Annotated in this window: 20 protein-coding genes; 6 read left to right on the top strand and 14 right to left on the bottom strand. The window is 71.5% G+C overall.

Features of this window, described 5'->3' with window-relative positions; all coding sequences use genetic code 11:
• Positions 1-40 precede the first annotated feature (40 nt).
• The 3 genes from OHL10_RS01390 to OHL10_RS01380 are packed head-to-tail and all read right to left on the bottom strand — an operon-like array spanning position 41 to position 5,768.
• Complete coding sequence (locus OHL10_RS01390; protein ID WP_265520354.1) at positions 41-3,511, bottom strand: ATP-binding protein; 3,471 nt, start codon at positions 3,509-3,511, stop codon at positions 41-43.
• Positions 3,511-4,143, bottom strand: a complete 633-nt coding sequence (locus OHL10_RS01385; RefSeq protein ID WP_265520353.1) for a DUF4194 domain-containing protein — start codon at positions 4,141-4,143, stop codon at positions 3,511-3,513. Before OHL10_RS01385 ends, OHL10_RS01390 begins: the two co-directional genes overlap by 1 nt.
• Positions 4,140-5,768: a DUF3375 domain-containing protein gene (locus tag OHL10_RS01380; RefSeq protein ID WP_265520352.1), complete on the bottom strand. Its 1,629-nt coding sequence runs from the start codon at positions 5,766-5,768 to the stop codon at positions 4,140-4,142. Before OHL10_RS01380 ends, OHL10_RS01385 begins: the two co-directional genes overlap by 4 nt.
• Before the next feature lie 473 nt (positions 5,769-6,241).
• Here OHL10_RS01380 and OHL10_RS01375 point away from each other — a divergent pair, with 473 nt between their 5' ends.
• Positions 6,242-7,015 (top strand): hypothetical protein, encoded by a 774-nt coding sequence (locus tag OHL10_RS01375; protein WP_265520351.1) that lies wholly within the window; start codon positions 6,242-6,244, stop codon positions 7,013-7,015.
• 118 nt (positions 7,016-7,133) lie between these two features.
• On the opposite strand, the gene OHL10_RS01370 is transcribed toward OHL10_RS01375, so the two are convergent.
• The 4 genes from OHL10_RS01370 to OHL10_RS01355 all read right to left on the bottom strand — a co-directional run bounded on the left by OHL10_RS01370 (position 7,134) and on the right by OHL10_RS01355 (position 10,899).
• Positions 7,134-7,433: a hypothetical protein gene (locus OHL10_RS01370; RefSeq protein WP_265520350.1), complete on the bottom strand. Its 300-nt coding sequence runs from the start codon at positions 7,431-7,433 to the stop codon at positions 7,134-7,136.
• Between the two features lie 303 nt (positions 7,434-7,736).
• A complete protein-coding gene (locus OHL10_RS01365) occupies positions 7,737-8,294 on the bottom strand; it encodes a hypothetical protein (RefSeq protein WP_265520349.1) in 558 nt (185 codons plus the stop codon).
• A gap of 166 nt (positions 8,295-8,460) precedes the next feature.
• Positions 8,461-8,955: a hypothetical protein gene (locus OHL10_RS01360; protein ID WP_265520348.1), complete on the bottom strand. Its 495-nt coding sequence runs from the start codon at positions 8,953-8,955 to the stop codon at positions 8,461-8,463.
• A 279-nt stretch (positions 8,956-9,234) separates the two neighbouring features.
• Positions 9,235-10,899 (bottom strand): MFS transporter, encoded by a 1,665-nt coding sequence (locus OHL10_RS01355; RefSeq protein ID WP_265520347.1) that lies wholly within the window; start codon positions 10,897-10,899, stop codon positions 9,235-9,237.
• Positions 10,900-11,367: 468 nt separating this feature from the next.
• On the opposite strand from OHL10_RS01355, the gene OHL10_RS01350 reads away from it, so the two are divergent.
• From OHL10_RS01350 to OHL10_RS01340, 3 genes are all read left to right on the top strand, one after another.
• On the top strand, positions 11,368-11,661 hold the full coding sequence (locus OHL10_RS01350) for a hypothetical protein (RefSeq protein ID WP_265520346.1): 294 nt from the start codon (positions 11,368-11,370) through the stop codon (positions 11,659-11,661).
• Positions 11,658-11,990: a type II toxin-antitoxin system PemK/MazF family toxin gene (locus OHL10_RS01345; protein WP_322645508.1), complete on the top strand. Its 333-nt coding sequence runs from the start codon at positions 11,658-11,660 to the stop codon at positions 11,988-11,990. The genes OHL10_RS01350 and OHL10_RS01345 overlap by 4 nt, the downstream gene beginning before the upstream one ends.
• 80 nt (positions 11,991-12,070) lie before the next feature.
• On the top strand, positions 12,071-13,174 hold the full coding sequence (locus tag OHL10_RS01340) for a DNA alkylation repair protein (protein WP_265520345.1): 1,104 nt from the start codon (positions 12,071-12,073) through the stop codon (positions 13,172-13,174).
• Positions 13,175-13,186: 12 nt separating this feature from the next.
• Here OHL10_RS01340 and OHL10_RS01335 read toward each other — a convergent pair whose 3' ends face one another.
• On the bottom strand, positions 13,187-13,654 hold the full coding sequence (locus tag OHL10_RS01335) for a DUF2867 domain-containing protein (RefSeq protein WP_265520344.1): 468 nt from the start codon (positions 13,652-13,654) through the stop codon (positions 13,187-13,189).
• Positions 13,655-13,725: 71 nt separating this feature from the next.
• Here OHL10_RS01335 and OHL10_RS01330 point away from each other — a divergent pair, with 71 nt between their 5' ends.
• Together OHL10_RS01330 and OHL10_RS01325 are read left to right on the top strand one after the other, a co-directional pair.
• A complete protein-coding gene (locus OHL10_RS01330) occupies positions 13,726-14,355 on the top strand; it encodes a TetR/AcrR family transcriptional regulator (RefSeq protein WP_265520343.1) in 630 nt (209 codons plus the stop codon).
• 72 nt (positions 14,356-14,427) lie between these two features.
• Positions 14,428-15,108, top strand: a complete 681-nt coding sequence (locus OHL10_RS01325) for a vitamin K epoxide reductase family protein (RefSeq protein WP_265520342.1) — start codon at positions 14,428-14,430, stop codon at positions 15,106-15,108.
• 75 nt (positions 15,109-15,183) lie between these two features.
• On the opposite strand, the gene OHL10_RS01320 is transcribed toward OHL10_RS01325, so the two are convergent.
• The 6 genes from OHL10_RS01320 to OHL10_RS01295 form a co-directional block, all read right to left on the bottom strand.
• Positions 15,184-16,707, bottom strand: coding sequence for a S1 family peptidase (locus OHL10_RS01320; protein WP_265520341.1), 1,524 nt, complete (start codon positions 16,705-16,707; stop codon positions 15,184-15,186).
• Positions 16,708-16,817: 110 nt separating this feature from the next.
• Positions 16,818-17,774, bottom strand: a complete 957-nt coding sequence (locus tag OHL10_RS01315; RefSeq protein WP_265520340.1) for a LysR family transcriptional regulator — start codon at positions 17,772-17,774, stop codon at positions 16,818-16,820.
• 47 nt (positions 17,775-17,821) lie between these two features.
• A complete protein-coding gene (locus tag OHL10_RS01310; RefSeq protein WP_265520339.1) occupies positions 17,822-19,456 on the bottom strand; it encodes a DUF7059 domain-containing protein in 1,635 nt (544 codons plus the stop codon).
• Between the two features lie 112 nt (positions 19,457-19,568).
• Entirely contained in the window at positions 19,569-19,991 is a 423-nt protein-coding gene (locus tag OHL10_RS01305; RefSeq protein WP_265520338.1) for a hypothetical protein, read from the bottom strand.
• 109 nt (positions 19,992-20,100) lie between these two features.
• Positions 20,101-20,631 (bottom strand): hypothetical protein, encoded by a 531-nt coding sequence (locus OHL10_RS01300; protein ID WP_265520337.1) that lies wholly within the window; start codon positions 20,629-20,631, stop codon positions 20,101-20,103.
• Between the two features lie 105 nt (positions 20,632-20,736).
• A complete protein-coding gene (locus tag OHL10_RS01295) occupies positions 20,737-23,052 on the bottom strand; it encodes a sodium-translocating pyrophosphatase (RefSeq protein ID WP_265520336.1) in 2,316 nt (771 codons plus the stop codon).
• Positions 23,053-23,093 lie beyond the last annotated feature (41 nt).

The raw sequence follows: 23,093 nt of genomic DNA, 5'->3' as shown, positions 1-23,093 counted from the left end.
GCAGGGTCCGGCCACAGAGACAGCACGGGCCGCCGAGCGGTCACGACGTGACGTGCGCGTCCTTCTCCGCCCGGTAGGCCTCGATCGTCAGCGTCCGCAGGCGTGAGCTGCGTCCCGTCGGGTTGTCCACGAACCCGACGGCGGAGATGTACGGCTCGATGACGTGGATCTTCTGCAGCGGCGTGACGATGAGGAGCTGCAGCCCGAGGCTGCGGAACAGCTCGAGCGCGAACCGGGTCGACTCGTCGGAGCCGCGCCCGAACGCCTCGTCGATCACGACGAACCGGAAGGCCTTGGAGCGCACCGCACCCCAGTCGAGCTTGAACTGGTACGCGAGCGACGCGGCGAGGATCGTGTAGGCGAGCTTCTCCTTCTGTCCGCCCGACTTCCCGCCCGAGTCGGAGTAGTGCTCGTGCTCGACGTCGTCCTCGCGCGAGCGCTCCGAGGCGGACAGCACGAACCAGCTGCGCACGTCCGTCACCCGCCGGGTCCAGGCCTCGTCCGCCTCGCTGAGTCCCTCCCGGCCGCGGAACCGCTCGACGATCGCCTTGACCCGCAGGAACCGCTCCTCGGAGTAGAACTCCAGGGTCTCCTCGTCGGTCTCCTCGTCGCGACGCCCCTCGAGGTCGAGGCCGAGCGCGCCGTCCGTGCACGCGCGCAGGTCGGCCCGGAACTCCCGCACCTCCGTGTTCGGGGTGGGCGCCATCTCGAGGCGGATGTACCGGCCCGGGTTGTAGTCGATCGCGCGCAACGAGTCGTTGATCGTGTCGACGCGCTCGCGGATGATGTCGGCCTGCTTCGACAGCTCGGCGTGGAAGCCCGCGATGTCGCGGATCGTGTTGGTGTTGAGGTACGTCTTGAAGTCGACCTCGAACCGCGGCAGGTCGTCGCGCGTGAGGCGCTCGTGCAGGGCCCGGTACTCGGGCGCGGAGCGCACGTCGTCGTCGAGCTCGGTCGTCTCCACGGGGTAGGCCGCGCGGAACGCCGTCATCTGGGCGGCGATGCGCGTGCCGAGCTGTCCCTGGGCGGCCTGCGTCTGCTCGACCTGGTCGGTGAGCCGCGCCCGCAGCGAGCTCTCGACCGTCTCGGCGTCGGCCCCCTCACCGGACCCAGCTCCGGACCCGTCGCCCTCCCCACGGCCGCGCGCGGCGGCCTCGGCGTCGAACGCACGCGCGAGCTCGGCGAGCAGGCCGGACTCGACGTCGCCGTGGTCCGCGACCACACGCTGCGCCCGGGCGCGCTGCTCCCGGGCGGCGTCGAGCGCGTGCCGGTCCCCGCCGGCATCGGCCAGCAGGGCGTCGCGCTCGTGCGCGAGCGCCGCCGCGGCGTCCGCGAGCTCGCGCAGGCGGGCGGCGATCTTGCCCAGCTCGGCGGAGCCGTCCTCGATCCGCCGCTTCTCGTCGTGGAGGTCGGCGACGGCGCGCACGGACTCCTCCCAGTCGAGCTCGCGCCACTCGCGGAAGACGTCGAGCCGGTTGAGGGCGTGCGACCGGCCGATCGCGGCCGACTTCTCCCGGCCGACCTCGTCGCGCCGTTCCTCGAGCGCCTCGCGACGGGCCGTGACGCCCGCGGCCTGCTCGAGGAGCGCGTCGATCTTGGCGGCGTTGGACCAGCCGAGCACGTAGCCGCGGCGGTCCCCGACGTCGCGACGGTCGTCCTTCTCGTGCTGGCTCGGCGAGTGCTTGACCTGGCCCTCGCGCGTCACGGCGCGGCTCGCGCGGCGGAACTCGTCGAGGGTGTCCGCGCACACGTGGTCGGCGCGCCGGTCGAGCTCGGCCTCGACCCAGTCGGCGAGCGGGCCGTCCTTGACCTCGAGCAGGTCGGCGAGCAGCGGCTGCCCTCCCGGTGACCGGGTCCCGTGGCTTTCGCGCACGCGCGTCTCGGCGGGCACCCGGTGGTAGACGAGCCGCGTCCCGAGGTGGTGGGAGTTGATCCACGCCGCGACCGCCTCGTAGTGCTCGGCGGGGACGAGCAGGGACAGGGCGAAGCCGCGCAGGACCCGCTCGGCCGTGCCCTCCCAGGGGGCGTGCTCGGCCCGCACGCCCACGAGCTCGCCCGCGAACGGCAGGTCGGCCTCGGTCAGCCCGACGTCGGCGCACAGCCGTGAGCGCAGGTCCAGGCTCGCGCGGGGCAGGTTCGACTCACGGTCGGCCAGGCTGCGCAGCTCGGCGTTGATCTCGCGGGACTCGGTCTCCACACCCCGGAGCTCGGCCGCGACCTCGGCAGCCCGGGCCTCGATCTCGGCGAGGGCCTCCTGCGCGGCGGACTGACGCTCCGCCGTCGTCTCCCGCACCGCGAGGAACTCGCCCCGGGACGCGACCGGGTCCAGCCCGGCGTTCTCGAGGTAGCGCCCGAACTCGGTGGCCTTGGTGTGCCGCTCGGCGCGCTCGACCTCGCGACGCGCGACCTCGGCCTCGATCTGCGCGAGCCGGTCCCCGCCGTGGCCGGCGCGCTCGATCTCGAGGCGCTGGCGGTCGGCGTCGAGCACGGCGATCTCCTCGCCGAGCCGCCCGAGCCGCACGGTGCGCTCCGCCACCGTGTCCTCGAGGTCGGCGATGCGCCGGTCGAGGGCCGTGACCCGGCGACCCGCGGTGAACGCGCGCAGGGCGTCACGCTGCGCGGCGAGCTCGGCGATCCGCCGGCCCGCGGCGTCGTACGCGTCGCAGTCCGCGAGCAGCGGCGTGAGGCGGTCGATCTGCGTGCGGGCGCGCACCACGGCGTCGTGCGCGCTCGTCAGGTCGTCGAAGTGGGAGACGAGCTTGTCCGTCCACCGGGCTGCGTCGAACGGCTCGAGCATGTGCTCGCGGACGAACTCGTTGAGGTCGCCCACCGACTTCATCGACACCGTCTGGTGGAACAGCTCCATCGCCTGCTCGGACTCGATGCCGAGCAGGCGGCGGAAGTCGCGGCCGTACTCCGGGAAGTGGTCGCGCACCTGCGCCCCGGACGCGCGCAGGCGCCGCCGCAGGACGTTGACGTCGCCGTCGAACCCCGCGAAGTCCTCCGCGATCGTCATCGGCGACGTGCTCGTGACGAAGAACCGCTCGGGCTGGCCCTGGTTGCCGTCCTTGAGCCAGAACACCTGCGCGAGCACGACCCGCGCGTCGAAGCCCCGGTTGGCGAACTCCCCGAGGATCACCGAGTACGTGTGCCCGCTGCGCAGCCCGACGTGCCGCGACGCGCCCGTGACCTCGTTGCGCTCCGACTTGTAGTGCCCGGCGACGTAGGAGCGCAGCGTGCGCTCGCGCGTGCCCGCCCCCGCGGCCTTGTTGTAGCTGATGCGGTTCGCGGGCAGCAGGAGCGTGGTGATGGCGTCGACGATGGTCGACTTGCCCGAGCCGATGTCCCCCGTCAGCAGGGCGTTGCGGCCCTCGAGGTCGACGCTCCACGCGTACCGGTCGAACGTGCCCCAGTTGAGGACCTCGAGGCGCTCCAGGCGGAACCCTGCGCGCGTGTCGACGTCGGCCGCCGCGTCGTGGAGCTCGACGGCGCTGAACAGTCCCTCGGCCATCAGGCCTCCCCGTCTGCGGTGCTGGACCCGGTCGTGCGGGCGGCGTGCTCGGCGTGCTCGGCGTACTCGACGAGCCGGGCGTCGAGGTCCGCGAGCCACTGCGCGTCGACGAACGCCTTGAGGATGCGGCGCACCTCGTACGTGTCCGGCGCGTCGGGCACCGGCCGCAGGAAGCCCAGCTCGACGACCCGGCGGACCGTGCCCTCGACCCGGTCGCGCACCTTCGCCTCGTTGCTCGACTCCGGCCAGAACACCCGCACGAGCCCGACGATCTCGTCGCGGCCCAGGACGAGGCGCGTCTCGCCGCCCTCGGAGTCGAACTGCGCGAGCCGCTTGCGCAGCAGCGCCAGCAGGAGCGAGACGTCGAACGGCAGCTCCCGGCGCGCCACGAGCCGGGGCACGAACGACTCCGCGTCCTCCTCGGGCCGCGAGCGCAGGTACGCGTACCCCTCGGACTCGTCCAGCACGACCTCGAGGCCGAGCGTCGCCACGAAGTCACGGGCCTGCGCCTGCAGCGCGAGCAGGTCGCGCCACACCTGGGGGTGCTGGTCGCGGTAGACCACACCCTTGACGAGCGACGTCACGACGAGCGGCAGCTCGGCAGGTGCGGTCCGGGTGGCCGGCTGGCTCACGAGGCCTCCTCGGTCTCAGGTGTGGGCGGGGTGGCTGCGGGGGCGTGGGTGGGGACCGCCGTCGCGCCGGTGCGGGCGAACGTCACGCGCGGGACGTGCGCCGTACGGCGTTCGTCGCCCGCCGTCCACGACACCTCGTCGGTGTGCTCGCCGTCGTGCACGACGGCGAAGCGCGGGTCGTCCAGGGACAGGTACGTCACGAGCTCGGCGAGTCCCTGCTCGAGGGGTGCCTGCTCGACGACCTCGCGCAGCGAGACCTGCCGGCGGTGGCGCAGGGCGCCGCGCACGTGCCGCACGAGCCGAGCCGGGTCGACGTGCACCTGGTCGAAGAGGGCGGAGGCGTCGAAGTCCGCCGCACCGGGCGTGACGTCGTCGGACGCCAGCGGCGCGGGTGGCTGCGGGCGGAACAGGGGACGCTCGGTCGGCAGGTGGACGTCGACGTGCGTCGCGTCCATCGGCACGGCGAGCGGGCCGGAGTCCTCCGCGCCGAGGCGGGCGCGCTCCGGGTGGTCGCGCAGGGCCAGGGCGTGCGACTCGACGCTGCGCAGGATGTCGATGACCCGGCGGTTCTCGAGCCACACCTGGTCGTCGAGGAACCGGCGCAGCTGCTCCGACAGCACCCGCACGGTGGCCTGGGTGCGCTCACCGGCGTCGAGCCAGTCGTAGTGGATCCGGCGCAACCGGCGGGCGGACGGATCGGCGCTCGGGTGCGGGCCGGCGCCGTCCGGGCTCAGGGCCGGGAGCGCTTGGACGCGCGCGACGAGGGTCGTGAACTCCTCCTGGCGCTGCTGGTCCAGGAGGAAGTCGTAGAAGGCATGGAAGCTGCGGCCCTGGTCGGAGTCCGCGATGGCGGACCTGCTCCCCACGACGGCGTCCAGCAGGTCGCCCTTGGCGCCGTCCCAGCCGGTGATGCGCTCACGCATCTGACGGTCGAGGGCCCGGAAGTTCGCCTCCACCTCCCGGAAGTCGCTGAGCAGCTCGGCGGCGGTGCTCGTGAGCTGCTGGTAGCGGTCGCGCTGCGCGGACGCGTCGAGCAGCGAGACCTGCCCGGAGCGCACCCGCGCGATCTCCTCGTCGATCGCCGCCCGACGCTCCTCCAGCTCGCGCAGCCGCGCCTGCGCGTCGGACTCGGTGCCCACCGTGAGCTGGCGCAGCAGCTCGAACACGGTGTTGAGCCGGGACTCCGTGCCGACGAACGACCGCTCGCGCAGCTGCGTCACCCACGCGACCGCCTTCTCCACCGCGGGCGTGGCGTCGTAGTGCGCCTCGTCCGACCCCGTCGGGTAGTACTTGCGCAACCACCCCTGCTCCGGAGCGGACCAGTGGTCGAGGTACGCCTTGGGCGAGCGTGGGTAGCGCGGACCGTCCGGCGCGGCGCTCCCGTCGGGGTGCGTCTCGGCAGGACGGGGCTCTGCCGGACGAGACTCGGCCGGACGGGACTCTGCGCGGTGGATCTCGTAGAGCGCGTCGTCGAGGCGCGCGACGAGCTCGGCCTCGCCGATCGACCGCACGTTCTGCTCGACGAACACCGAACCGAGGAAGCTCAGCGCCAGCGGAGCGTTGTCCGACCGCAGCAGACGCCACGCCGGGCTGCGCCGCAGCGCGTCGATGTCGTCGTGCTCCACGCAGTCCTCTCCGTCAGCGCCCACCGCAGGCGCAGCAAGCATCCTAAGTCGCGCCGGCGACGATCCGATGATGACGGCACGGTCCCCTCGGGCGTGTCGTTGGCGTCTGCTTCACCGACCGGCGCGGTGGCCATCGACGCGCACGGCGCATGGCATGTGTCCTCGTCTCTCGAGTCGTCGAGCGACCATCCAAGTAGCGAGTGCCGTCAGACCGGAGGTGGCGCGCGAGAAGACACCTACTGCCACCCACTCTCTTCACGGGCACCATCCAGGAAACGGAGTGTGGAGGTCGCCGACGAGAAGGGGCTATCCAGGAAGAGCAGTATAAAGTTCGCCGATAGCAAGAGGACTTTCCCTGGCTGGCGAGGGGTGCGAGAATCTGCCCGACAGTACGCGATGAGCAGCACGCCAAGAGTCCGGAGGATGCAGTGATCCCACGGAACCGACGCACGATCGACGGCGTACGATACCTGGTGATCAAAGGCCTGCCACCGAGGGAATCGACGCTTCGGCGCGCGGGCCGCTCAGGTCTCGGGATCTTTGTCGAGGAGCTCAGCCCCGAGGTCGCGAGCCTCGACTTTCTCCGCCCGGTGATCTCGGAGCTCCGACATCTCCTCGTCACCGAAAGTGCTCGAATCGACACCACGATGCTCGAGAGAGCGAGCAGGCTATCAGATCTTGACATCTGGGCTGTCCCCGCGTCCGCCACCGACCTGTCGATGATCCCAGTGCGGTCGTTCGCTGGATCGGCGCACATGAACTGGGCATCTCTACGGCGGAGCACGACGCTGCGCAAGCTGTACCTCGAGCGCGGGAACTTCTCCTGGCTCAATGAGCTCGACAAACTGGAGGAAGTGTCACTCACGGGCATGCGAGGTGATGTCACGCTACCGCCTCCCCCGTCTGGACTTTCAACCGTGAAGAAGCTAGTACTCCATGGCCCTCGAGCACTTTCCCTCGAGCACCTTCCTGAGTACCAGCGGCTAGAATCGCTTAAAATCTCAGGAGTACGTGAGGTCGCGCACGCGCACAACATCGCAGCGCTGCGCAACCTGAAGCGGCTGCTGCTTGAAGACGTAGTATCGCTGGACTCGTCTCGATGGATCTTTCCGGAACTTGCCATTGACGAGGTGCTGCTCGTCGGCGACGCGGACTGGGCCATCAGTGCCCGAGCACAGGTGCGGCGTACTCGTCGTAGATCAACCCTGCGGTTGCGAGCCGGTGCACCGAAGAGAAAGGGCTCGTAGACGCATCTCTCGCGTGCCCGCTTCCAGGATGCGCGCCCTACTCGGTAGCGACCTCGCTGCGAGGACGGGCAGAGCGGGCCAACGCGCCGGTCACGCCTGAGGCGAACCGCCTCCGCCCCTACTCCTCGCACGGGAGGTCTACCGATACCAATTCGCGGTATTGTGCGATCGTCATTCGCTCACCCTCGACCCAGAAAGTGTTGGGCGGGAGGCCACGCAGCCTTTCCCGGTTGATGACAGCGTCCCCGAACCCCACCGAATCGGTCTCGAACTCGACCCAGAAGTTCGCGAGGTCGCCGTAGTCACCCGAAGCCGATGCCCAGCTCGTCCGATCGAGCGCTATTCCGCTCATTGGATCGGTCAGCAGGTCCTCTGCGCTCCACACCGGAGTGGGTCCGTCCGGCGCGTCCTCGTCCATGGGACTTACCTTCCCGAGGAGAACTGCTTCTCCCGGGCACGTCGGAATGGCCACGGAGACGACCCCATCGTCCTCACGTAGCCCCAAAGGGGGTGGCACAGGGCGAACAGGAAGGCATGATGCGACGAAAGATGCACTCATGCACACAAGCGCAGCCGCGAGAACCGGACGGCGCATGGTCATCAGCATCTATCCCCTCCAGAACTCAATCCCGCACGACTTCGCACCTGGTCCCCGGTTCCCGGATCTTCCCGAGCCGGTGGGCAGCCCGACTCCTACCTGCAGGCCCCCACTCCCATGCGATCAGTCGTCCGCGCCCGGAGAACGAGAATCGAGAATCCCCAAGAGCGACGACGCGAACTCCTCGTCCCCTTCACCTCGGACCCTGAACGCACGGGGCCCGTCGACGACGATCACGGAGCCCGAATCCACCCGCAAGCGCAGCCCGGTATCGCGCCCTCCCGATGTGACCTGCCCTCGACGGTCCAGACCATATGCTGAGTTACCTGTCACGAATACCGAAACGGCTTCTGGGATATTCGGCACCGAGTCCGCACTGCGGGACGGCGCGGCATCTCCTGACCCCTCCGCCCGGACCCAAGCCTCGATGTAGGCGAGTCTCGACGCCATCGTCTCGCCTTTCACCCGGTCGGCGTAACCGCTCGTGGTCAGCGACATCCCCGAGTTCTCGACCAACCCTTGTGTGGACATCAGCCCCACCACGAGAGTTGCAACGTCTTCCTCGTCGCCCACGCTCAACACTGCCACGTCGCGACGAACCGCCTCAACAGAGACACTCCTTGCGGTGTACACACGGAGTGCCTCCGCGAGCGCGTCGACAACTTCGCCAGAGCTGCGCATCACCGTCGTCCTTCCATCGAAAGATGGTCTATCACCGTTGAGAGCTTGGCGGTTGGCCGAGGCCGGGCAGTTGAGAGGCCCGCGGTTCCCCTGGACGGAGACTCTCAGACGACTATCCGGAGTACCTCGACGGGCCTGACGCCACCTTCGATGCTCCTGGCTGTCTTCATGCCTCGCAAGGAAAGTCCGCCGCGATCATCGCACGGAATTGTTCTGCGCTCATGATCTCGCCGCCGACCCAGAAATGATCGGGCGGTAGGTCGCGCAGCGAGTCCGGGTCATCGACAGGCACGCCGAACCCGGTCGATTCGGTCTCGACGTCGACACCGAAGACCGCAAGCCCGCTGTAGTCGCCTCGGACCGTCCTCCAGCTCGTCCGGTCGAGCACGACCACGCCGGAAGCGTCCGTGAGCAGTTCCTCGGCACTCCACGCCGCCTGGAGCTCAATATTCGGATCCGCCGGAGTAACCACCGCGCGAAGTACCGCGTCACCCGGGCACGACGGAATCACCGCCGAGATGACTCCACCGTCCACACGCAGGCCGACTGGCTGCTGCTCGGGTAGAACGGGAAGACATGCCGCAAGGAGAGCGGCCGCCACCCCCGCAAGGCACGGTGCGAGCACCGACCGCCTGCTTGCCATCAACACGTGAACCTCCATTGCTTGACCTCGCCTTTCACGGCACTGGCGGGCTGTGGGCGCGAAGAGGGCTCCTGTGCTGGGAAGACACGGATCGTCGAGGCTATAGCAGTCCCGCTCGAGGGCCGAGCCGTCACGGTGCTGCTGGCCTCGCCCGCACGGGCTGCTGGTGCGGATCGCGAACTGTGCCGGGCGATGGTGCCGTGGCGGTCGGCGTCCGCGACGCGTGATCCCGTGATGGCTCTCGCTCTGCACCCTCCGTCGTGGACCTCGGCCGTCCGTGGCCTCCGCGCTCCGGCCTCAGGCGTGACGTCCCGCCTCGGTCTCGTCGGGGTCGGGTTCCTTCCTGACCGCGCCATGCGGTAGATCCCTGGTGGAGGCGAGGGAGAGCAGGGCCAGGAGGGCCGCTGCCAGCAGCCCGACCTTGAGCGCTCGTAGCTGCGCGGACTCGTAGTCCTCGACGAGCGCCTGGGTGGTCGGCTCGTCCAGCCCGGCCTCCTGGGCAGCGGTTCGGGCCTGGTCGGCGGACATGAAGTCGATGCCGGAACCGATGGCCACACCGACCTGGTCGGAGACTGCGCTGCTGATCCGCTCGTCGGACGAGATGGTGGACACGAACCCGGCGGTGAGCCCGGACAGCACGATCGCCCCGAGCAGGGCTACCCCCAGGGACGAGCCGAGCTGCTGGCCGGTGAACTGCAGACCGCCGGCCTCTCCCCGGCCCGAGGCGTCGACCGAGGACTGCACGACGTTGCCGAGTTGGGAGGCGATCAGGCCCATGCCCACGCCGAGCACCGCCATCGACCAGGCGAAGCTCGAGTCGTCCAGCTCGGGCTCGATCGTGGCCAGGAGCATGACGGCCGCCACCATGCTGGTCGCGAGCCCGACCCGGACGATCGACCGGATCGGGTAGCGCCCGGACAGCCGTGAGCCTGCCGCGGAGGCGAGGAACATGGCGATCGAGACGGGCAGCATCTTGAGACCGGTCTCCAGGGCGTCGAGCCCGATCACCAGCTGCAGGTACAGCGGGATGGTGAAGAAGACGCCCATCAGGATCAGGTTCTGGCTGAACAGGCCGAACAAGCCAGAACGAAGCGGGGCGATCTTCAAGAGCGCCAGGTGCACCAGCGGGTCGCGACCCGTGCGTTCTCGTCGACCCTGCCAGGCCACGAAGGACCACAGCAGGACTCCACCGAGGGTGATGACGAACACGGTCAGCGAGAAGCCGAACGGCGTCACCGGGGAGTCCACCTCGGGCCTGATCCAGCCCCACGTGCTCGACTGCAGCACCCCGAGGACGACCAGGCCCAGGCCTGCGGCGGACAGGATGCTGCCGACGACGTCGAGCCTTGGTACCGGGCCGGTCCTGACCGCGTCGACCACCTTGGGGGTCATCGCCAGGATCAGTGCCACCAGCAGCACCTCGCCGGCGAAGATGATCCGCCACGAGTACTCGGTGGTGGCCCAACCACCCAGGATCGGCCCCACCGCGATCCCGGCCCCGGCGACCCCGCCGATCACGGCGTACGCCACCTTGCGGGAGGCGCCTTCGAAGTTGCCGGCGATCAGCGCCACCAGGGCCGGCAGCACGAGCGCGGCGCCGATTCCCTCCAGCACCGACCAGCCGAGGGCCAGGATGGCCACCGAAGGCGCCAGCGCGGTGACCGCCGAACCCGCTGCGTAGATGATGAGACCGATGACGAACGTCCTCCGCCGGCCGATGATGTCGCCGATCTTGCCGCCGGTGAGCATGAACATCGCCATCACCAGGCAGTAGAGCGTGATCACCGCCTGGATCGTGGTCACCGACGTGTCGAAGTCGGCCACCAGCGCGCTGATCGAGACGTTCATCGCCGACTGGTCCAGCACCATGACGAACTGGGCGATGGCCAAGGCCACCAGTGGCAACCAGTTCGTCCGGCGAGTCGGGCCCGCCTCTGTCACCTCGGAGTCACCAGCAGCCACGGTTGATCCTCTCCTCAGCACAGAGTCCCTGCCCGACGGCGGCGCTGCTCGTCACGCAGGCCCGGCACCGTCCGGCGACGTGTCGAGGTCCGACACTCTCACCGTAGGGTCTCGCCGCCGAGCCGCCTCACCCATTCGAGGTGAAAACCCCGCGCTCTCGGCATCGACGGCACGCCCCCACGCCGTTCGCCCGGTGCGGTAGGGGACCGACCACGCGATACCGCGGATGCCGAGCGCGCTCGCCGAGGCACCAGCACGTCCGACCGACCTTTCCCACACCAGATACCCGGCCACCGTTACTGCGGCAGCTGCGAACGGCGGTCTCGCGGGGGCACTCACTCGAAGACGTGCAGGGGCTCGCACCACACTTCGGGGTCGAGCAACCCCCGTGCGAGGGTTGGCGCCAAGCAAGGCCCCGGCGCACCCAATGGTCTTACAAATGTGAGACACACGGCGTAGAATGGGGCCATGGCTACCAACGTCTCCGCCGACTCCACGTTGTTGAAGGCGAGCTCCTCCACCTCGAAGCTCGCCCCCAAGCGCGTCAGCAAGGCCGCGTCCAAACGCGACTCCGTCACCTTCCGCCCCACCACCGAGGAGCGGCGCATCCTCGACCGCCTCAGTGAGGAGGGTGTCACCACCAGCGACGCCGTGCGCCGCGGCCTGCACCTGCTCGCGCAAGAACGTTGGCTCGACCGCGCGCGCGCGGACGCGGCCGCTCACCGCGACGAGAACCTGAACGACGAGCCGGACGCCTGGTGATCCGCGGCGCCGTCTACCAGGTCGACCTCGGCGAGGCGCGCGGTCACGAGCAGGGCGGGCGACGGTACGGGCTCGTGCTCTCGCCGACCGACTTCCCCTGGTCGGTAGCGACCATCGTCCCGACATCCACCAGGGCGCACCGGACACAGTTTCGGCCCGAACTCGAGGTGGCCGACCAGACCACCGTGTTCCTCATCGACCAAGTACGCACCATCGACGTCGACTACATCGTTGGCGATCCCGTCGACTACCTCCACCACGACGACCTCGCCAAGGTGGAAGACGCACTGAGCCGCTACCTCGGACTCCACCCGGCACCAGACATCTGACTCGACCCGCCGTCGGGCCGGCCGGCCTGGCCCTCGCCCGGGTGTCGGTGGCACCTGGTTCGCTGAGCGACGTGGGAACCATGGACGAGCTGCTCGACGCCACCGCGATCGCCGGTCTGCGCACGCGCCTCGCGGCTGCTGACCCGACGCTCGACCTCACGCACGTTGACGCGGTCGGCAGCGCGGTCGACGGGCACAAGCTGCGCGCGCGCACCGACCTCGTGACCGACGCCCTGCTCGCCGACCTGCCCGCGGACTACGCCGCGTTCGCACAGGTCGTGCGCCGGCTCCTCGTGGACGAGTCGTTCCGCGGCTGGACGCTGTGGCCCGTGACCGAGGCCGTCGCACGACGGGCCCCCGCAGCCGGCAACGACGCCTCGTTCGACGACGGTCTGGCGCTGCTCGCCGAGCTCACGCCGCGCCTGACGAGCGAGTTCGCGATCCGCGGCTTCCTTGCCGCCGACCTCGACCGGACGCTCGTGGCCGCTGAGAGGTGGACCCGCCACCCCGACGAGCACGTCCGGCGCCTCGCGAGCGAGGGCACCCGCTCGTACCTGCCGTGGGCGGTGCGGATCCGCGAGCTGATCGACCGGCCGTCCGCCACGATCCCGCTGCTCGACGCGCTGCACCGCGACGAGAGCGAGTACGTTCGCCGCTCGGTCGCGAACCACCTCAACGACCTCGCCCGGCACGCCCCCGACCTCGTCGTCGAGACCGCAGACCGCTGGCGCCGCGCCGACGACGACGATCCCGTCTCCGCCGATCGCACCGCGCGCGTGGTGCGCCACGGGCTGCGCACCCTGGTGAAGAAGGGCCACCCCGGCGCTCTCGCCCTCCTCGGCCACGCCCCCGCGAGCGTCGCGGTGACGACGGAGCTGGCCCAGGACGTCGTGCGCCTGCCCGGCGTGCTCGAGCTCACGGCGCAGGTCACCAACACCGGCCCGGAGGTTGCGTCGCTCGCCGTCGACTATGCCGTGCACTACGTCAAGGCCGACGGACGCCGCTCCCCCAAGGTCTTCAAGCTCGCGGTCCGCACGGTCGCGCCCGGGGAGACGATCACCCTGACCAAGCGTCACGGCATGCGGCAGATGACCACACGCGTGCACCACCCGGGCATCCATGCTGTCGAGATCCAGGTGAACGGCGAACGCCACCCGCTGGTGGAGTTCACCGTGCTCACCTGAACGCGGACACGCTCAGCGAACCGCGTCCCCGCCGGCGAGCCCGCGCGCCGCGCGGGTCAACATCGCGTGGACGACCGGGCCGTGCGCGAGCCGGACCGGCCCGAAGTACCCGCGCCCGCGCCACCCGTGCAGGCGCACAGCCGTCGTGACACGCACGAGGCGAGCACCGACGTCGACCCCCACGGCGGCCCGGAAGTCCAGGTGCCGGTCGTCCGCGACGATCAACGCCTCCTCCCCCTCGACCCGGTCGACGTCGAAGACCCCCTGGTCCCCGCGCGAGACCCCGATGAGCGCCACGACCGACTGCCGCACCGCGAAGGCCACCCGCACCCACGGCGGCGCGGACCGCACCGCGAAGATCTCCCGAGCCCACACGGCCGGGTCGGTCGGTGCACCGTCGGGCAGCGGGACGAGGACGACGTCCGCGTAGTCCGGCCGCGGCAGGTCCGCGAGAGCGAGGGACGTGAAGACGCCGGTCATGACAAGACCTCCTGGACGAGCAACGCTCCATACGGTGCCGTACGGATGCTCCGTACGGTAGCGTACGGAACGTGCCTCCCGCTACCCGCCTCGACGCCGCGGCCTGGGTCGACGCCGCCTACGCGACCTTCGCCGCCGACGGTCTCGACGCCGTCCGGGTCGAGCCGGTCGCCCGCGCGCTCGGCGCCACGAAGGGCTCCTTCTACTGGCACTTCGCCGACCGCCAGGCGCTGCTCGACGCCGTCCTCGCCCGCTGGGAGGAGGAGACCGAGCGGATCGTCGCGGAGACCGAGGCGACCCCGGGCGACGCGCAGGCCAGGCTCGCCGCGCTCTTCACCGCCGTCGGCCGGCGCGCCACCCCGCGCACGGGCGAGCAACTCCTCTACGCGCAGACCGACCGCCCGGGCGTCGCCGCGGCGCTCGGGCGCGTCACCGCGCGACGGACGGACCTCCTGTGCCGCCTCCTCGAGGAGGCCGGGTACGACGCCGAGGAGGCGCGGGCCCGTGCGACCATCGCGCTCGCGACCGTCGTGGGGGCCGAGCACCTGGCCCTCGCCGCGAGCCACCTCGCCCCCCGCGGCGACGACGCCCGGCGGGTGCGGGACCTCAGCCTCGCGATGATCCTCGGGACGCCGGTCCCACCCACACCGGACGCACCCCGAGGACCTTCGTCCCTACCCGGCCACGCACCCGGTTCGTAGCCTGGGACCGGCGCCCGACGGGCGCCGCCTGCGTGCTCCGACGCCGTGGGCCGCCCACGGCGAAGGACGAGCATGAGCGACCCGGTCGTCACCCTGACCCACGACCCGGACGAGCGCCCCGACGTCGCACCTGGCACCACCGATCTCGGCCGGCCCACCGGCTGGCAGCACTCCCGCGGCCTGATCTTCGGCGAGATGCTCGTGTTCGCGCTGCTGAGCCTCACGGCCGCGCTCGTCCTGTCGATCGAGGCGATCACGCTCGCCGCCGACCCGAGCGCGCAGCTCATGTGCGACGTGAACGCCGTGCTCTCGTGCGGGACCGTCGGCGCCGCGTGGCAGTCCGCGCTCCTCGGCTTCCCCAACTCGTTCCTCGGGCTCATCGCCGAACCGGTGGTCATCACCATCGCGGTCGCGGCCCTCGGCGGGGTGCGGTTCCCCCGCTGGTTCCTCTTCTCGGCCCAGGTCGTGTACTTCCTCGGCGTGGTCCTCGCGTACTGGCTGTTCTACCAGTCGATGTTCGTCATCGGTGCGCTGTGCCCGTGGTGCCTGCTCATCACGGTCGCGACGACGCTCGTGTTCGCCTCGCTGCTGCACTGGAACGTCCTCGAGGACAACCTGTACCTGCCGGCGCGGGCCCAGGCACGGATGCTCGCGTTCGTGCGGTCCGGGTCCTACACCTACCTCACGGCCACCTGGCTCGTCCTGCTCGCCATCGCGATCGTCGCGAAGTACGGGGCACAGCTCGTGGCGTAGTCGGTCGAGGAGGACACGCGAGCGGCCCGTCGCCCGGGGAAGGCGACGGGCCGCCGTCGTCACGGCCGCGAAGGGTTACGGTGCCGTCGCGCCCAGCGTGTACGAGCCCGAGCCGGAGTAGGCGTGGACCACGTACCGGTAGTAGCCGGAGGTGCCGTTGTAGGTGACGGTCTCCGACGAGCCCGGTGCCGTCGACTGCGCCACCGACACCCACTGCGACCCGCTCCACTTCTGCAGGTACAGGTCGAAGTCCGCGCCCGACGGGCCGGAGAGGCAGCCGCGGTGCGTGCCCGAGCGTGTCGTCGTGTAGTAGCTGCCGTTCGGCTGCGCGGCGGTCGCCCCCGAGCTCAGCGTGCCCGTGAACGTGCTGGCGTAGCCCGTGCAGCCCGCGGGCGGCGGCTCCGGGTTGCCGCCCCCACCGCCGGACGTGATGAGCGTGAGGCCGTAGGCGCTGAGGATCGGGTTGACCGGCTGGAAGTAGGTGGTGCCGCCGGTGCGGCAGTTGCCCGACCCGCCCGACGTCACACCCTGCGCCTGGTTGCCCGCGAGGAGCGAGCCGCCGGAGTCACCGGGCTCGGCGCACACGTTCGTCCGGATCAGCCCCGTGACCGTGCCCTGCGGGTACGTCACCGACGAGTTGTAGGCCTGGATGGTCCCGCAGCGCCAGCCCGTGGTCGAGCCCGAACGGCAGACCGCCGCCCCGACCGGCGCCGCCGTGGAGCCCGCGACCTGCACGCGGCCACCGCTGTAGTTGTTCACCGCACCCACCAGGGTGTTGCCGGCCCCGACCTGCACCCACCCGTAGTCGCGTCCCGGGAAGCTCGATCCGCGGAACGTACCGTTCGGGCTGGTGGTCGTCGTGCCCGTCTGGCCGCAGTGGCCCGCGGTCACGAACCCGCCCTGGACGGCGAACCCGACCGAGCAGCGCCCGCCGCCCGACATGTAGTACGCGTTGCCACCCACCACGTCGATGAAGGTACGGGGCGACTCGGTGGTCGTGACGATCTCGACGGCGCCCGCGGGCACCCCCGCCGCCTCGACGAGCTCGGCGGCCTCGTCGAGCGCGTCGGCGTGCGCGTTGACGACGACCGCGTTGGTCGTGACGTCGACGTACCAGGAGGGGATGGCGTCCGTCTCGTCCGCGAGCTCGGCGTCGAGCCGAGACTTCCACGTCTCGAGCTCGTCGAGCGTGTGCTCGACGGCGACGACACGCGCCCCTGCGGCGCTCGCCGCGCGGCGGTCCGCGCTCGCGGCCCGGCGGTCGGAGTCGGCCACGACGCCGACGTAGAGCGTGTTCTCCTCGGGGTCGACCCAGACCCCGGCGAACTCGTCACCGAGCTTCGCCTCGAGGGTGACCTCGGCGCTCGCGGCGTCCGACTGGAACGCGAGACGCTCCGTCGCGTCCCGCGTGCTGAGGCCGAGGTCGCGCTGCATCGCGCGCAGGACCCCGGGTGGTGCCTTCTCGACCGCAGGCGGGGTGGCCGCCGTGCCGTCCGGTGGTGGGGCGCTGGCCGCGGTCGCGTGCAGCGCCAACGGTCCGGTGACGATCGCCGTCGTCGCACAGGCTGCGGCGAACGTCCTCCAGGTGGTGCGTGCCATCGTGGTGTCCCTTCGTCGTCGCCCGGGATCTCCGGGCGATGGGCGAACACCAGCCACGCTAGGACCGGGACACTCCGGGGCACAGATAGTGATCAAGTCATACCCGGACGTTATGTACGTGCTTCCCCATACCGGTCCAACCAGTACAGGTAGCGAGGGCTGCGCGCGACCGCGTCGTCGTGTGCGTGCGCTGCGGCGTCGGCGATGACCCCCACGGGCAGCTGGTCCGCGACGTCCGCGTGCCATCCCACGTACTGCGCCCAGCGCAGCGGCGACCCGGCGAGCGGCACGGCCCGTACCCCCGGCGTCTCCGGGAACACCGGCTGGACGAGCGCCACCGCGTGGCCCGCACGCACCTGGTCGACGCACGCCGCGCGGTCGACCTCGCTGAGCCCGGTCGGCGAGAAGCCCGCCCGGGCGCACTCCGAGGCGAAGCACCGCTCGAAGCACCCGGACCCGGGCGCGTGCAGCCACACCTCGTCGGCGAGGTCCGCGAGGTCGACGGCGGTGCGCTCGGCGTGCGGGTGCCCGGCGGCCAGGAGCACGAAGACCGGGTCGACGCACACCTGGCGCCACACCACACCCCGCGCGCTGGGCGGCGGGGCGTCCGCGCACAGGCCCACGAGCGCGACGTCGAGCGTCCCGGCGGCGACCTCGAGCGCGATGTCGTCGGCCGACGCGGACGACACGATGCTCACCCGCGTGCCCGGCAGCGCGGTGACGACGCGGTTGACGAACAGCCCGGCGATCGCGGTGCTCACGGTGCCCACGCGCAGCGGCGCGCCATGGTCCCACCGACGGTTGACGAGGCGGCGCGCGTCGTCCTCGAGGGCCGCCATCGCGGGCAGCAGCACCCGGGCGCGGCTCAGCACGAGCTGGCCGAGCGCGGTCGGGCGCGCGCCCCGCTGGTCACGCGTGAACACACACCCACCGAGGACCCGGTCGATCCGGTTGAGCTGCGCGGTGAGGGCGGGCTGGGCGATCCCGAGGGTCGCCGCCGCCTTCGTCACGCTGCCGTGCTCGGCGACCGTCACGATCATCCGTAGGTGGCGCAGCTCCAGGTCCATTTCCCGAAACTAGCGGTACCGAGCAGGATCGGCCGGACGAAAGGGGACTAGACGGGCGCGAGGAACCCGTCGCGCACGAGGTTCCGCACCGCCGGCAGCAGCTCGGCGGCGAGCTCGTCGGCCCGGACCTCGTACAACGAGGCCAGGGCGCCGACGATCTGCCCGACCCCCAGCTCGCCGTCGCACACCCCGACCAGCGCCGCGAGCGGGCTCGACGCCTGCACCCCCCGCCCGAAGCCGTCGCCCTGACGCAGGACGACGACGTGCGGGTCCTCCGCGCCCGGCGCGTGGAAGCGTTCCTCGGTGACGTCCGCGGCGACCACGAGGTGCGCGGCGGCGAGCGCGGCGTCGTCCTGGGACTCGAGCCAGTCGTGCGCGGCGAGCGACGCGGCGAGGTGCGCGCCGAGCGGCTGGCGGACCGCACCCGTGTGCTCCTCGAGGCGCCGCAGGGTGACCGCGCCCGCCGCGGGCCGGCGCAGCGTCACGATGCCGAACCCGATCGCCTCGACGTCGCGCGACGCGAAGTCGTCCAGCCACGCCCCGTAGGCCGCCTCCCAGGCGCCGGGCTCACGCTCCGGCGTCGTGCCACCGTCACGGATCCACGTCTCGGCGTACTCCGCGGGGTCGAGAACCTCGCGCTGGACCACCCAGCCGTCGAGCCCCGCCGAGTCCAGCCACGCGCCGACGCGCTCGGCCCACGGCTCGCCGCGGCGGTGCTCCCAGTTCCCGAGGATCTGCGCCACGCCCCCGGGGGCGAGCACGGACCCGACGCCGGAGACGAGGTCGCGGACCAGGTCGTCGCCCGAGCGTCCGCCGTCGCGGTACTCGTACTCGGGGATCCGCACCCCGCCGGCAGCGCTCGACGTGGACCCGACGTCGCGCGGCGTGATGACGAACGGCGGATTCGACACGACGAGGTCGAACCGCTCACCGGCCACCGGGTCCAGCAGCGACCCCTCGCGCAGGTCGAGGCGCACCCCGTCGAGCGCCGCGTTGAAGGCGGCGAAGCGCAGGGCACGCGCGGAGATGTCCGTCCCGACGACGGTCCGTGCGTGCCGGGAAGCGTGCAGCGCCTGAATGCCGCAGCCCGTCCCGAGGTCGAGCACCCGGTCGACCGGCGTGCGGACGGTCACCTGCGCGAGCGTGAGCGACGCACCACCCGCACCGAGCACGTGGTCGGCGGCGAGCCGGCGCCCCGTCGCGAGCTCGCCCAGGTCGGACGCGAGCCACCAGTGCACCGCGCCCGCCGCGTCCTCGGCGGCGTACGGGCGCAGGTCGACGAGCGCCCGCACGAGGTCGTCGTCCCCCGCTCCGGCGGACTCCACGAGACCGAGGCGGACCGCACCCTCCGTGCCGGCCCCGGGCAGCGCCCGGTCGAGCGCTCCGCGCGGTACCTGCTCCCCCAGGAGGAACAGCGCCGCGAGCGCCGCCCGCGCGTCGGCTCCGTTCGCGCCCCGCCCGCCGTCGAGCGCCGCCGCGACGACGCGCCGCGCGGGCAACCCCTGCTCGCGGTGCAGCGCCGAGGACGCCAGTGGCCCCAGGAGGTCCTCGACGCCCTCGACGGTGTACGCGCCGTCGGTCAGGTCGCCGCGCAGCGTGGCGACCAGTCCGGGGTCCGTCGTCCCGAGAGCTGCCGTACCGAGATCTGCCGTGCCGCGAGGTGCCGTGCCGCGAGGTGCCATGAGGACATCCTCCCGGAGAACGGGCTCAGGGACGACGGTGGGGACGCCGACGGGCCCGCCCGCAGCTGCGGACGGGCCCGTCGACGACGCGCAGGGCAGGACGGCCGGAGGCTCAGGCCGTGCAGTTCTCCTCGGTGAACGCCTGGACGTTCTCGCCGGCCGTCTGCACCTCGTCGGCCTGGAACTCGTCCATGACGCCCATCATGCGCTCCGCGTACTCCGGGTCGGTCGGGTCGATGCCGCTCAGGTCGTCGAACGTCGAGGCGAACGAGTCGATGACGCCCGTCAGCACGTCCCAGTCGCCCGAGATCTCCGACGGCGCGTCGACCGCTTCCATCTCGTCGGCGAGGTCGCCGAACGCCGCGGCGACGGCGTCGGGGTCCTCGGGGTTCAGGTCGTCGAACGCGGTCTCGAACTCGGAGCCCGTGTTGCAGAAGGCCTCGATGGAGTCGCCGCCGCAGGCCGACAGGCTCAGGGCGAGGGCGCCCGCGGCCAGGGCGCCGGCGGTCTTGGTGATCGTGCGTCGTGTGGTCATGGGGTCCATCGTGTCGCACAGGACGCTCCCAGGCGACGACGACATCACCAGGTGGGCACATCTCCCCATGCTCGTGCCCCTGCGCGGCGCCGAGCACGGGTCGCGCCGGTCAGCGCCCGCAGGAGTCGCGCAGGTAGGCCGTCACGCTGGCCGAGGACTGCGTCATGAGCTCGACGTCCATCATCGCGCCGGCCCGGTCGATGGCCCGGACGAGCCCGTCCGGGTCCTCCGGACCGACCTCCTCGACGGCGTCCGCGATCATCGTCAGGTAGCCCGCCACGAGGTGCCAGTCGGCCGCGATCTCCGCCGGCGGCGTCGTCGAGACGAGCGCGTCGCGCGCCGCGACGAACCCCTCGACGAGGGCGCCCGGGTGGGCGACGCTGAGCGACACCTGCGCCTTGTTGGCCGCGGCCCACGCTGTCTCGGCGTCCGCGCACGTGTCCGGCGTCCCGCCCTCGGCCGGCGTGCCCGGCTCGTCCCCAGGGGTGCCGCCCCCACCGGGCGGCGGGGCGGCGACCGGGAAGCTCACCACGGGCCTGGCCTGGTCGAACGCCCCGCTCACCACGACGACGGCCGTCGTCACGGCGACGGCGGCGAGGACCACGCCGCGAGCGACGGGTCGCCAGACGCTGGAGTCCATGCGACCTATGATCCCGTGCGCCCGGGTGTGCTCAGGACACGCGACCGGACCCGCGACCGGACGGGCACCTGGTCGAGCACCCGATCGGACGCAACCCGCGGCCGGTCAGGACCCGGTGCGGACCGCTGCGGGCTCCTCCTCCAGCTGCTCGCGGTCGACGCGGGCCGCCCGCAGACGCGACGCGATGACGGCCCCGAACGCGATCCCTGCCGCGACGACGGCGATGCCGATCCGCAGGGTGTGGTTGGCGTCGGCCGGCACGCTCATCACGACGACGGCCGGGGCGATGAGCACGGCCACGAGGTTCATGACCTTGAGCAGCGGGTTGATCGCGGGTCCGGCGGTGTCCTTGAACGGGTCGCCGACGGTGTCGCCGATGACGGTCGCCTCGTGCGCCGGTGACCCCTTGCCCCCGTACGCGCCGTCCTCGATGATCTTCTTCGCGTTGTCCCAGGCGCCGCCGGAGTTCGCGAGGAAGACCGCCATGAGCACACCCGCGCCGATCGCCCCCGCCAGGAACCCGGCCAGCGGCCCGACGCCCAGGCCGAATCCGACGGCGATCGGGGCGAACGCGGCGAGCAGGCCGGGCGTCGCGAGCTCGCGCAGCGAGTCCCGGGTGCAGATGTCGACGACCTTGCCGTACTCGGGGCGCTCCTCGAAGGTCATGATGCCGGGGTGCTCGCGGAACTGGCGCCGCACCTCGTAGACGATCGCCCCGGCGGCCCTGGTCACCGCGTCGATCGCGAGGCCGGAGAACAGGAACACGGTCGCGGCACCGAGGATGACCCCGACCAGCGTGATCGGGGAGATGATCTCGTAGCTGAGCATCGAGGTGACGAGGCCTCCCCCGACCTCGGCCACGTCGTCGAGGGCGGTCTGGACGGCGTCGGCGTACGAGCCGAAGAGCGCGGTCGCGGCCAGGACGGCGGTCGCGATGGCGATGCCCTTGGTGATGGCCTTCGTCGTGTTGCCCACGGCGTCGAGGTCGGTGAGGATCTGCGCGCCCTCGTCGTCCGCGGCACCGATCTCGCCCGACGCGCCGCCCGCCATCTCGTAGATCCCCTGCGCGTTGTCCGACACCGGGCCGAACGTGTCCATCGCGACGATGACGCCCACGGTCGTCAGCAGCCCGCAGCCCGCGAGGGCGATGAGGAACAGCGACAGCCACACCGACCCGCCCGCGAGGAGGAACACGCCGCAGATCGCGGCGGCGATGATGCCCGCGGTGTAGACCGCGGACTCGAAGCCCACACCGATCCCGGACAGCACGACCGTCGCCGCACCCGTGCGGGACGTCGCCGCCACGTGCAGGGTGGGCTTCGACGTCGTGCCGGTGAAGTAGCCCGTGACCCACAGGATGACGCCCGCCAGCACGACGCCGATGAGCACGGCCAGCGAGGCGACGACCCGGGGGTCGCTGGTGACGTCCCCGAGGTCGGCCGTGCCGTTCAGCTCCGTGAACGACGACGGCAGGTAGGTGAAGGCGGCGGCAGCGGCCAGCGCCGCGCCGACGAGGGCCGAGAGGTAGAAGCCTCGGTAGATGGCGCGCAGCCCGCTCTCGTTCCCGCGGATCCGGGTGATGAAGACGCCCAGCACCGCGACGAGCGCACCGATCGCCGTGACGATCAGCGGGAAGACGAGCCCCTGCTCCCCCATGGCGGCCTTGCCGAGGATGAGGGCCGCGACGAGCATGACGGCGTACGACTCGAAGAGGTCGGCGGCCATCCCGGCGCAGTCGCCCACGTTGTCGCCGACGTTGTCCGCGATGGTCGCCGCGTTGCGCGGGTCGTCCTCCGGGATGCCCTGCTCGACCTTGCCGACCAGGTCCGCGCCGACGTCGGCCGCCTTGGTGAAGATGCCGCCGCCGACGCGCATGAACATCGCGAGCAGGGCGGCACCGAAGCCGAAGCCCTCGAGCACCGCGGGCGCGTCGCCCCGGTAGAGCAGCACCACCCCGGCCGCGCCGATCAGGCCGAGCCCGACGACCGACATGCCCACGACACCTCCCGTGCGGAACGCGATGCGCGCGCCCTCCGCACGACCGTTCGGCCGGGTCGCGGCCGCTGCGACGCGCAGGTTGGCGCGCACCGCGAGCCACATCCCGAGGTAGCCGATCGCCGCCGAGAACCCGGCTCCCACCAGGAACGCCACGGACCGGCCGACCTTGATCCCCCCGTCGCCCGGCAGCAGGAAGAGCAGACCGAACACCACCACCGCGAACAGGGCGAGCGTGCGGAACTGGCGGCTGAGATAGGCCGACGCGCCCTCCTGGATGGCGCGCGCGATGTCCTGCATCTTCGCGGTGCCCTCTTCGGCGGCGAGGACCTGGCGACGCAGGACGACGGCGAACGCGAGCGCCGCGAGGCCGATGACCCCGATCACCGCGACGATGGCAAGACTGCTGGAACCGAGCGTGAGCATCCGTCCTCCTTGACGACTGCCAGGTACTGGCCACCACCGAC

The sequence above is a fragment of the Oerskovia flava genome, from assembly GCF_026163685.1.
In the GTDB taxonomy this organism is placed as follows: domain Bacteria; phylum Actinomycetota; class Actinomycetes; order Actinomycetales; family Cellulomonadaceae; genus Oerskovia_A; species Oerskovia_A flava.
The sequence above is the reverse complement of the archived record's forward strand: the minus strand, read 5'-3'. Positions and strand labels throughout refer to the sequence as shown.

Bases quoted from the DNA above. Each gene is read 5' to 3' on its own strand.
- OHL10_RS01310 (WP_265520339.1), bottom strand. From the start codon at position 19,456: ATGGCACCTCGCGGCACGGCACCTCGCGGCACGGCAGATCTCGGTACG.
- OHL10_RS01370 (WP_265520350.1), bottom strand. From the start codon at position 7,433: ATGGACGAGGACGCGCCGGACGGACCCACTCCGGTGTGGAGCGCAGAG.
- OHL10_RS01365 (WP_265520349.1), bottom strand. From the start codon at position 8,294: ATGCGCAGCTCTGGCGAAGTTGTCGACGCGCTCGCGGAGGCACTCCGT.
- OHL10_RS01300 (WP_265520337.1), bottom strand. From the start codon at position 20,631: ATGGACTCCAGCGTCTGGCGACCCGTCGCTCGCGGCGTGGTCCTCGCC.
- OHL10_RS01320 (WP_265520341.1), bottom strand. From the start codon at position 16,707: ATGGCACGCACCACCTGGAGGACGTTCGCCGCAGCCTGTGCGACGACG.
- OHL10_RS01295 (WP_265520336.1), bottom strand. From the start codon at position 23,052: ATGCTCACGCTCGGTTCCAGCAGTCTTGCCATCGTCGCGGTGATCGGG.
- OHL10_RS01305 (WP_265520338.1), bottom strand. From the start codon at position 19,991: ATGACCACACGACGCACGATCACCAAGACCGCCGGCGCCCTGGCCGCG.
- OHL10_RS01390 (WP_265520354.1), bottom strand. From the start codon at position 3,511: ATGGCCGAGGGACTGTTCAGCGCCGTCGAGCTCCACGACGCGGCGGCC.
- OHL10_RS01350 (WP_265520346.1), top strand. From the start codon at position 11,368: ATGGCTACCAACGTCTCCGCCGACTCCACGTTGTTGAAGGCGAGCTCC.
- OHL10_RS01335 (WP_265520344.1), bottom strand. From the start codon at position 13,654: ATGACCGGCGTCTTCACGTCCCTCGCTCTCGCGGACCTGCCGCGGCCG.
- OHL10_RS01315 (WP_265520340.1), bottom strand. From the start codon at position 17,774: ATGGACCTGGAGCTGCGCCACCTACGGATGATCGTGACGGTCGCCGAG.
- OHL10_RS01360 (WP_265520348.1), bottom strand. From the start codon at position 8,955: ATGGAGGTTCACGTGTTGATGGCAAGCAGGCGGTCGGTGCTCGCACCG.
- OHL10_RS01325 (WP_265520342.1), top strand. From the start codon at position 14,428: ATGAGCGACCCGGTCGTCACCCTGACCCACGACCCGGACGAGCGCCCC.
- OHL10_RS01340 (WP_265520345.1), top strand. From the start codon at position 12,071: ATGGACGAGCTGCTCGACGCCACCGCGATCGCCGGTCTGCGCACGCGC.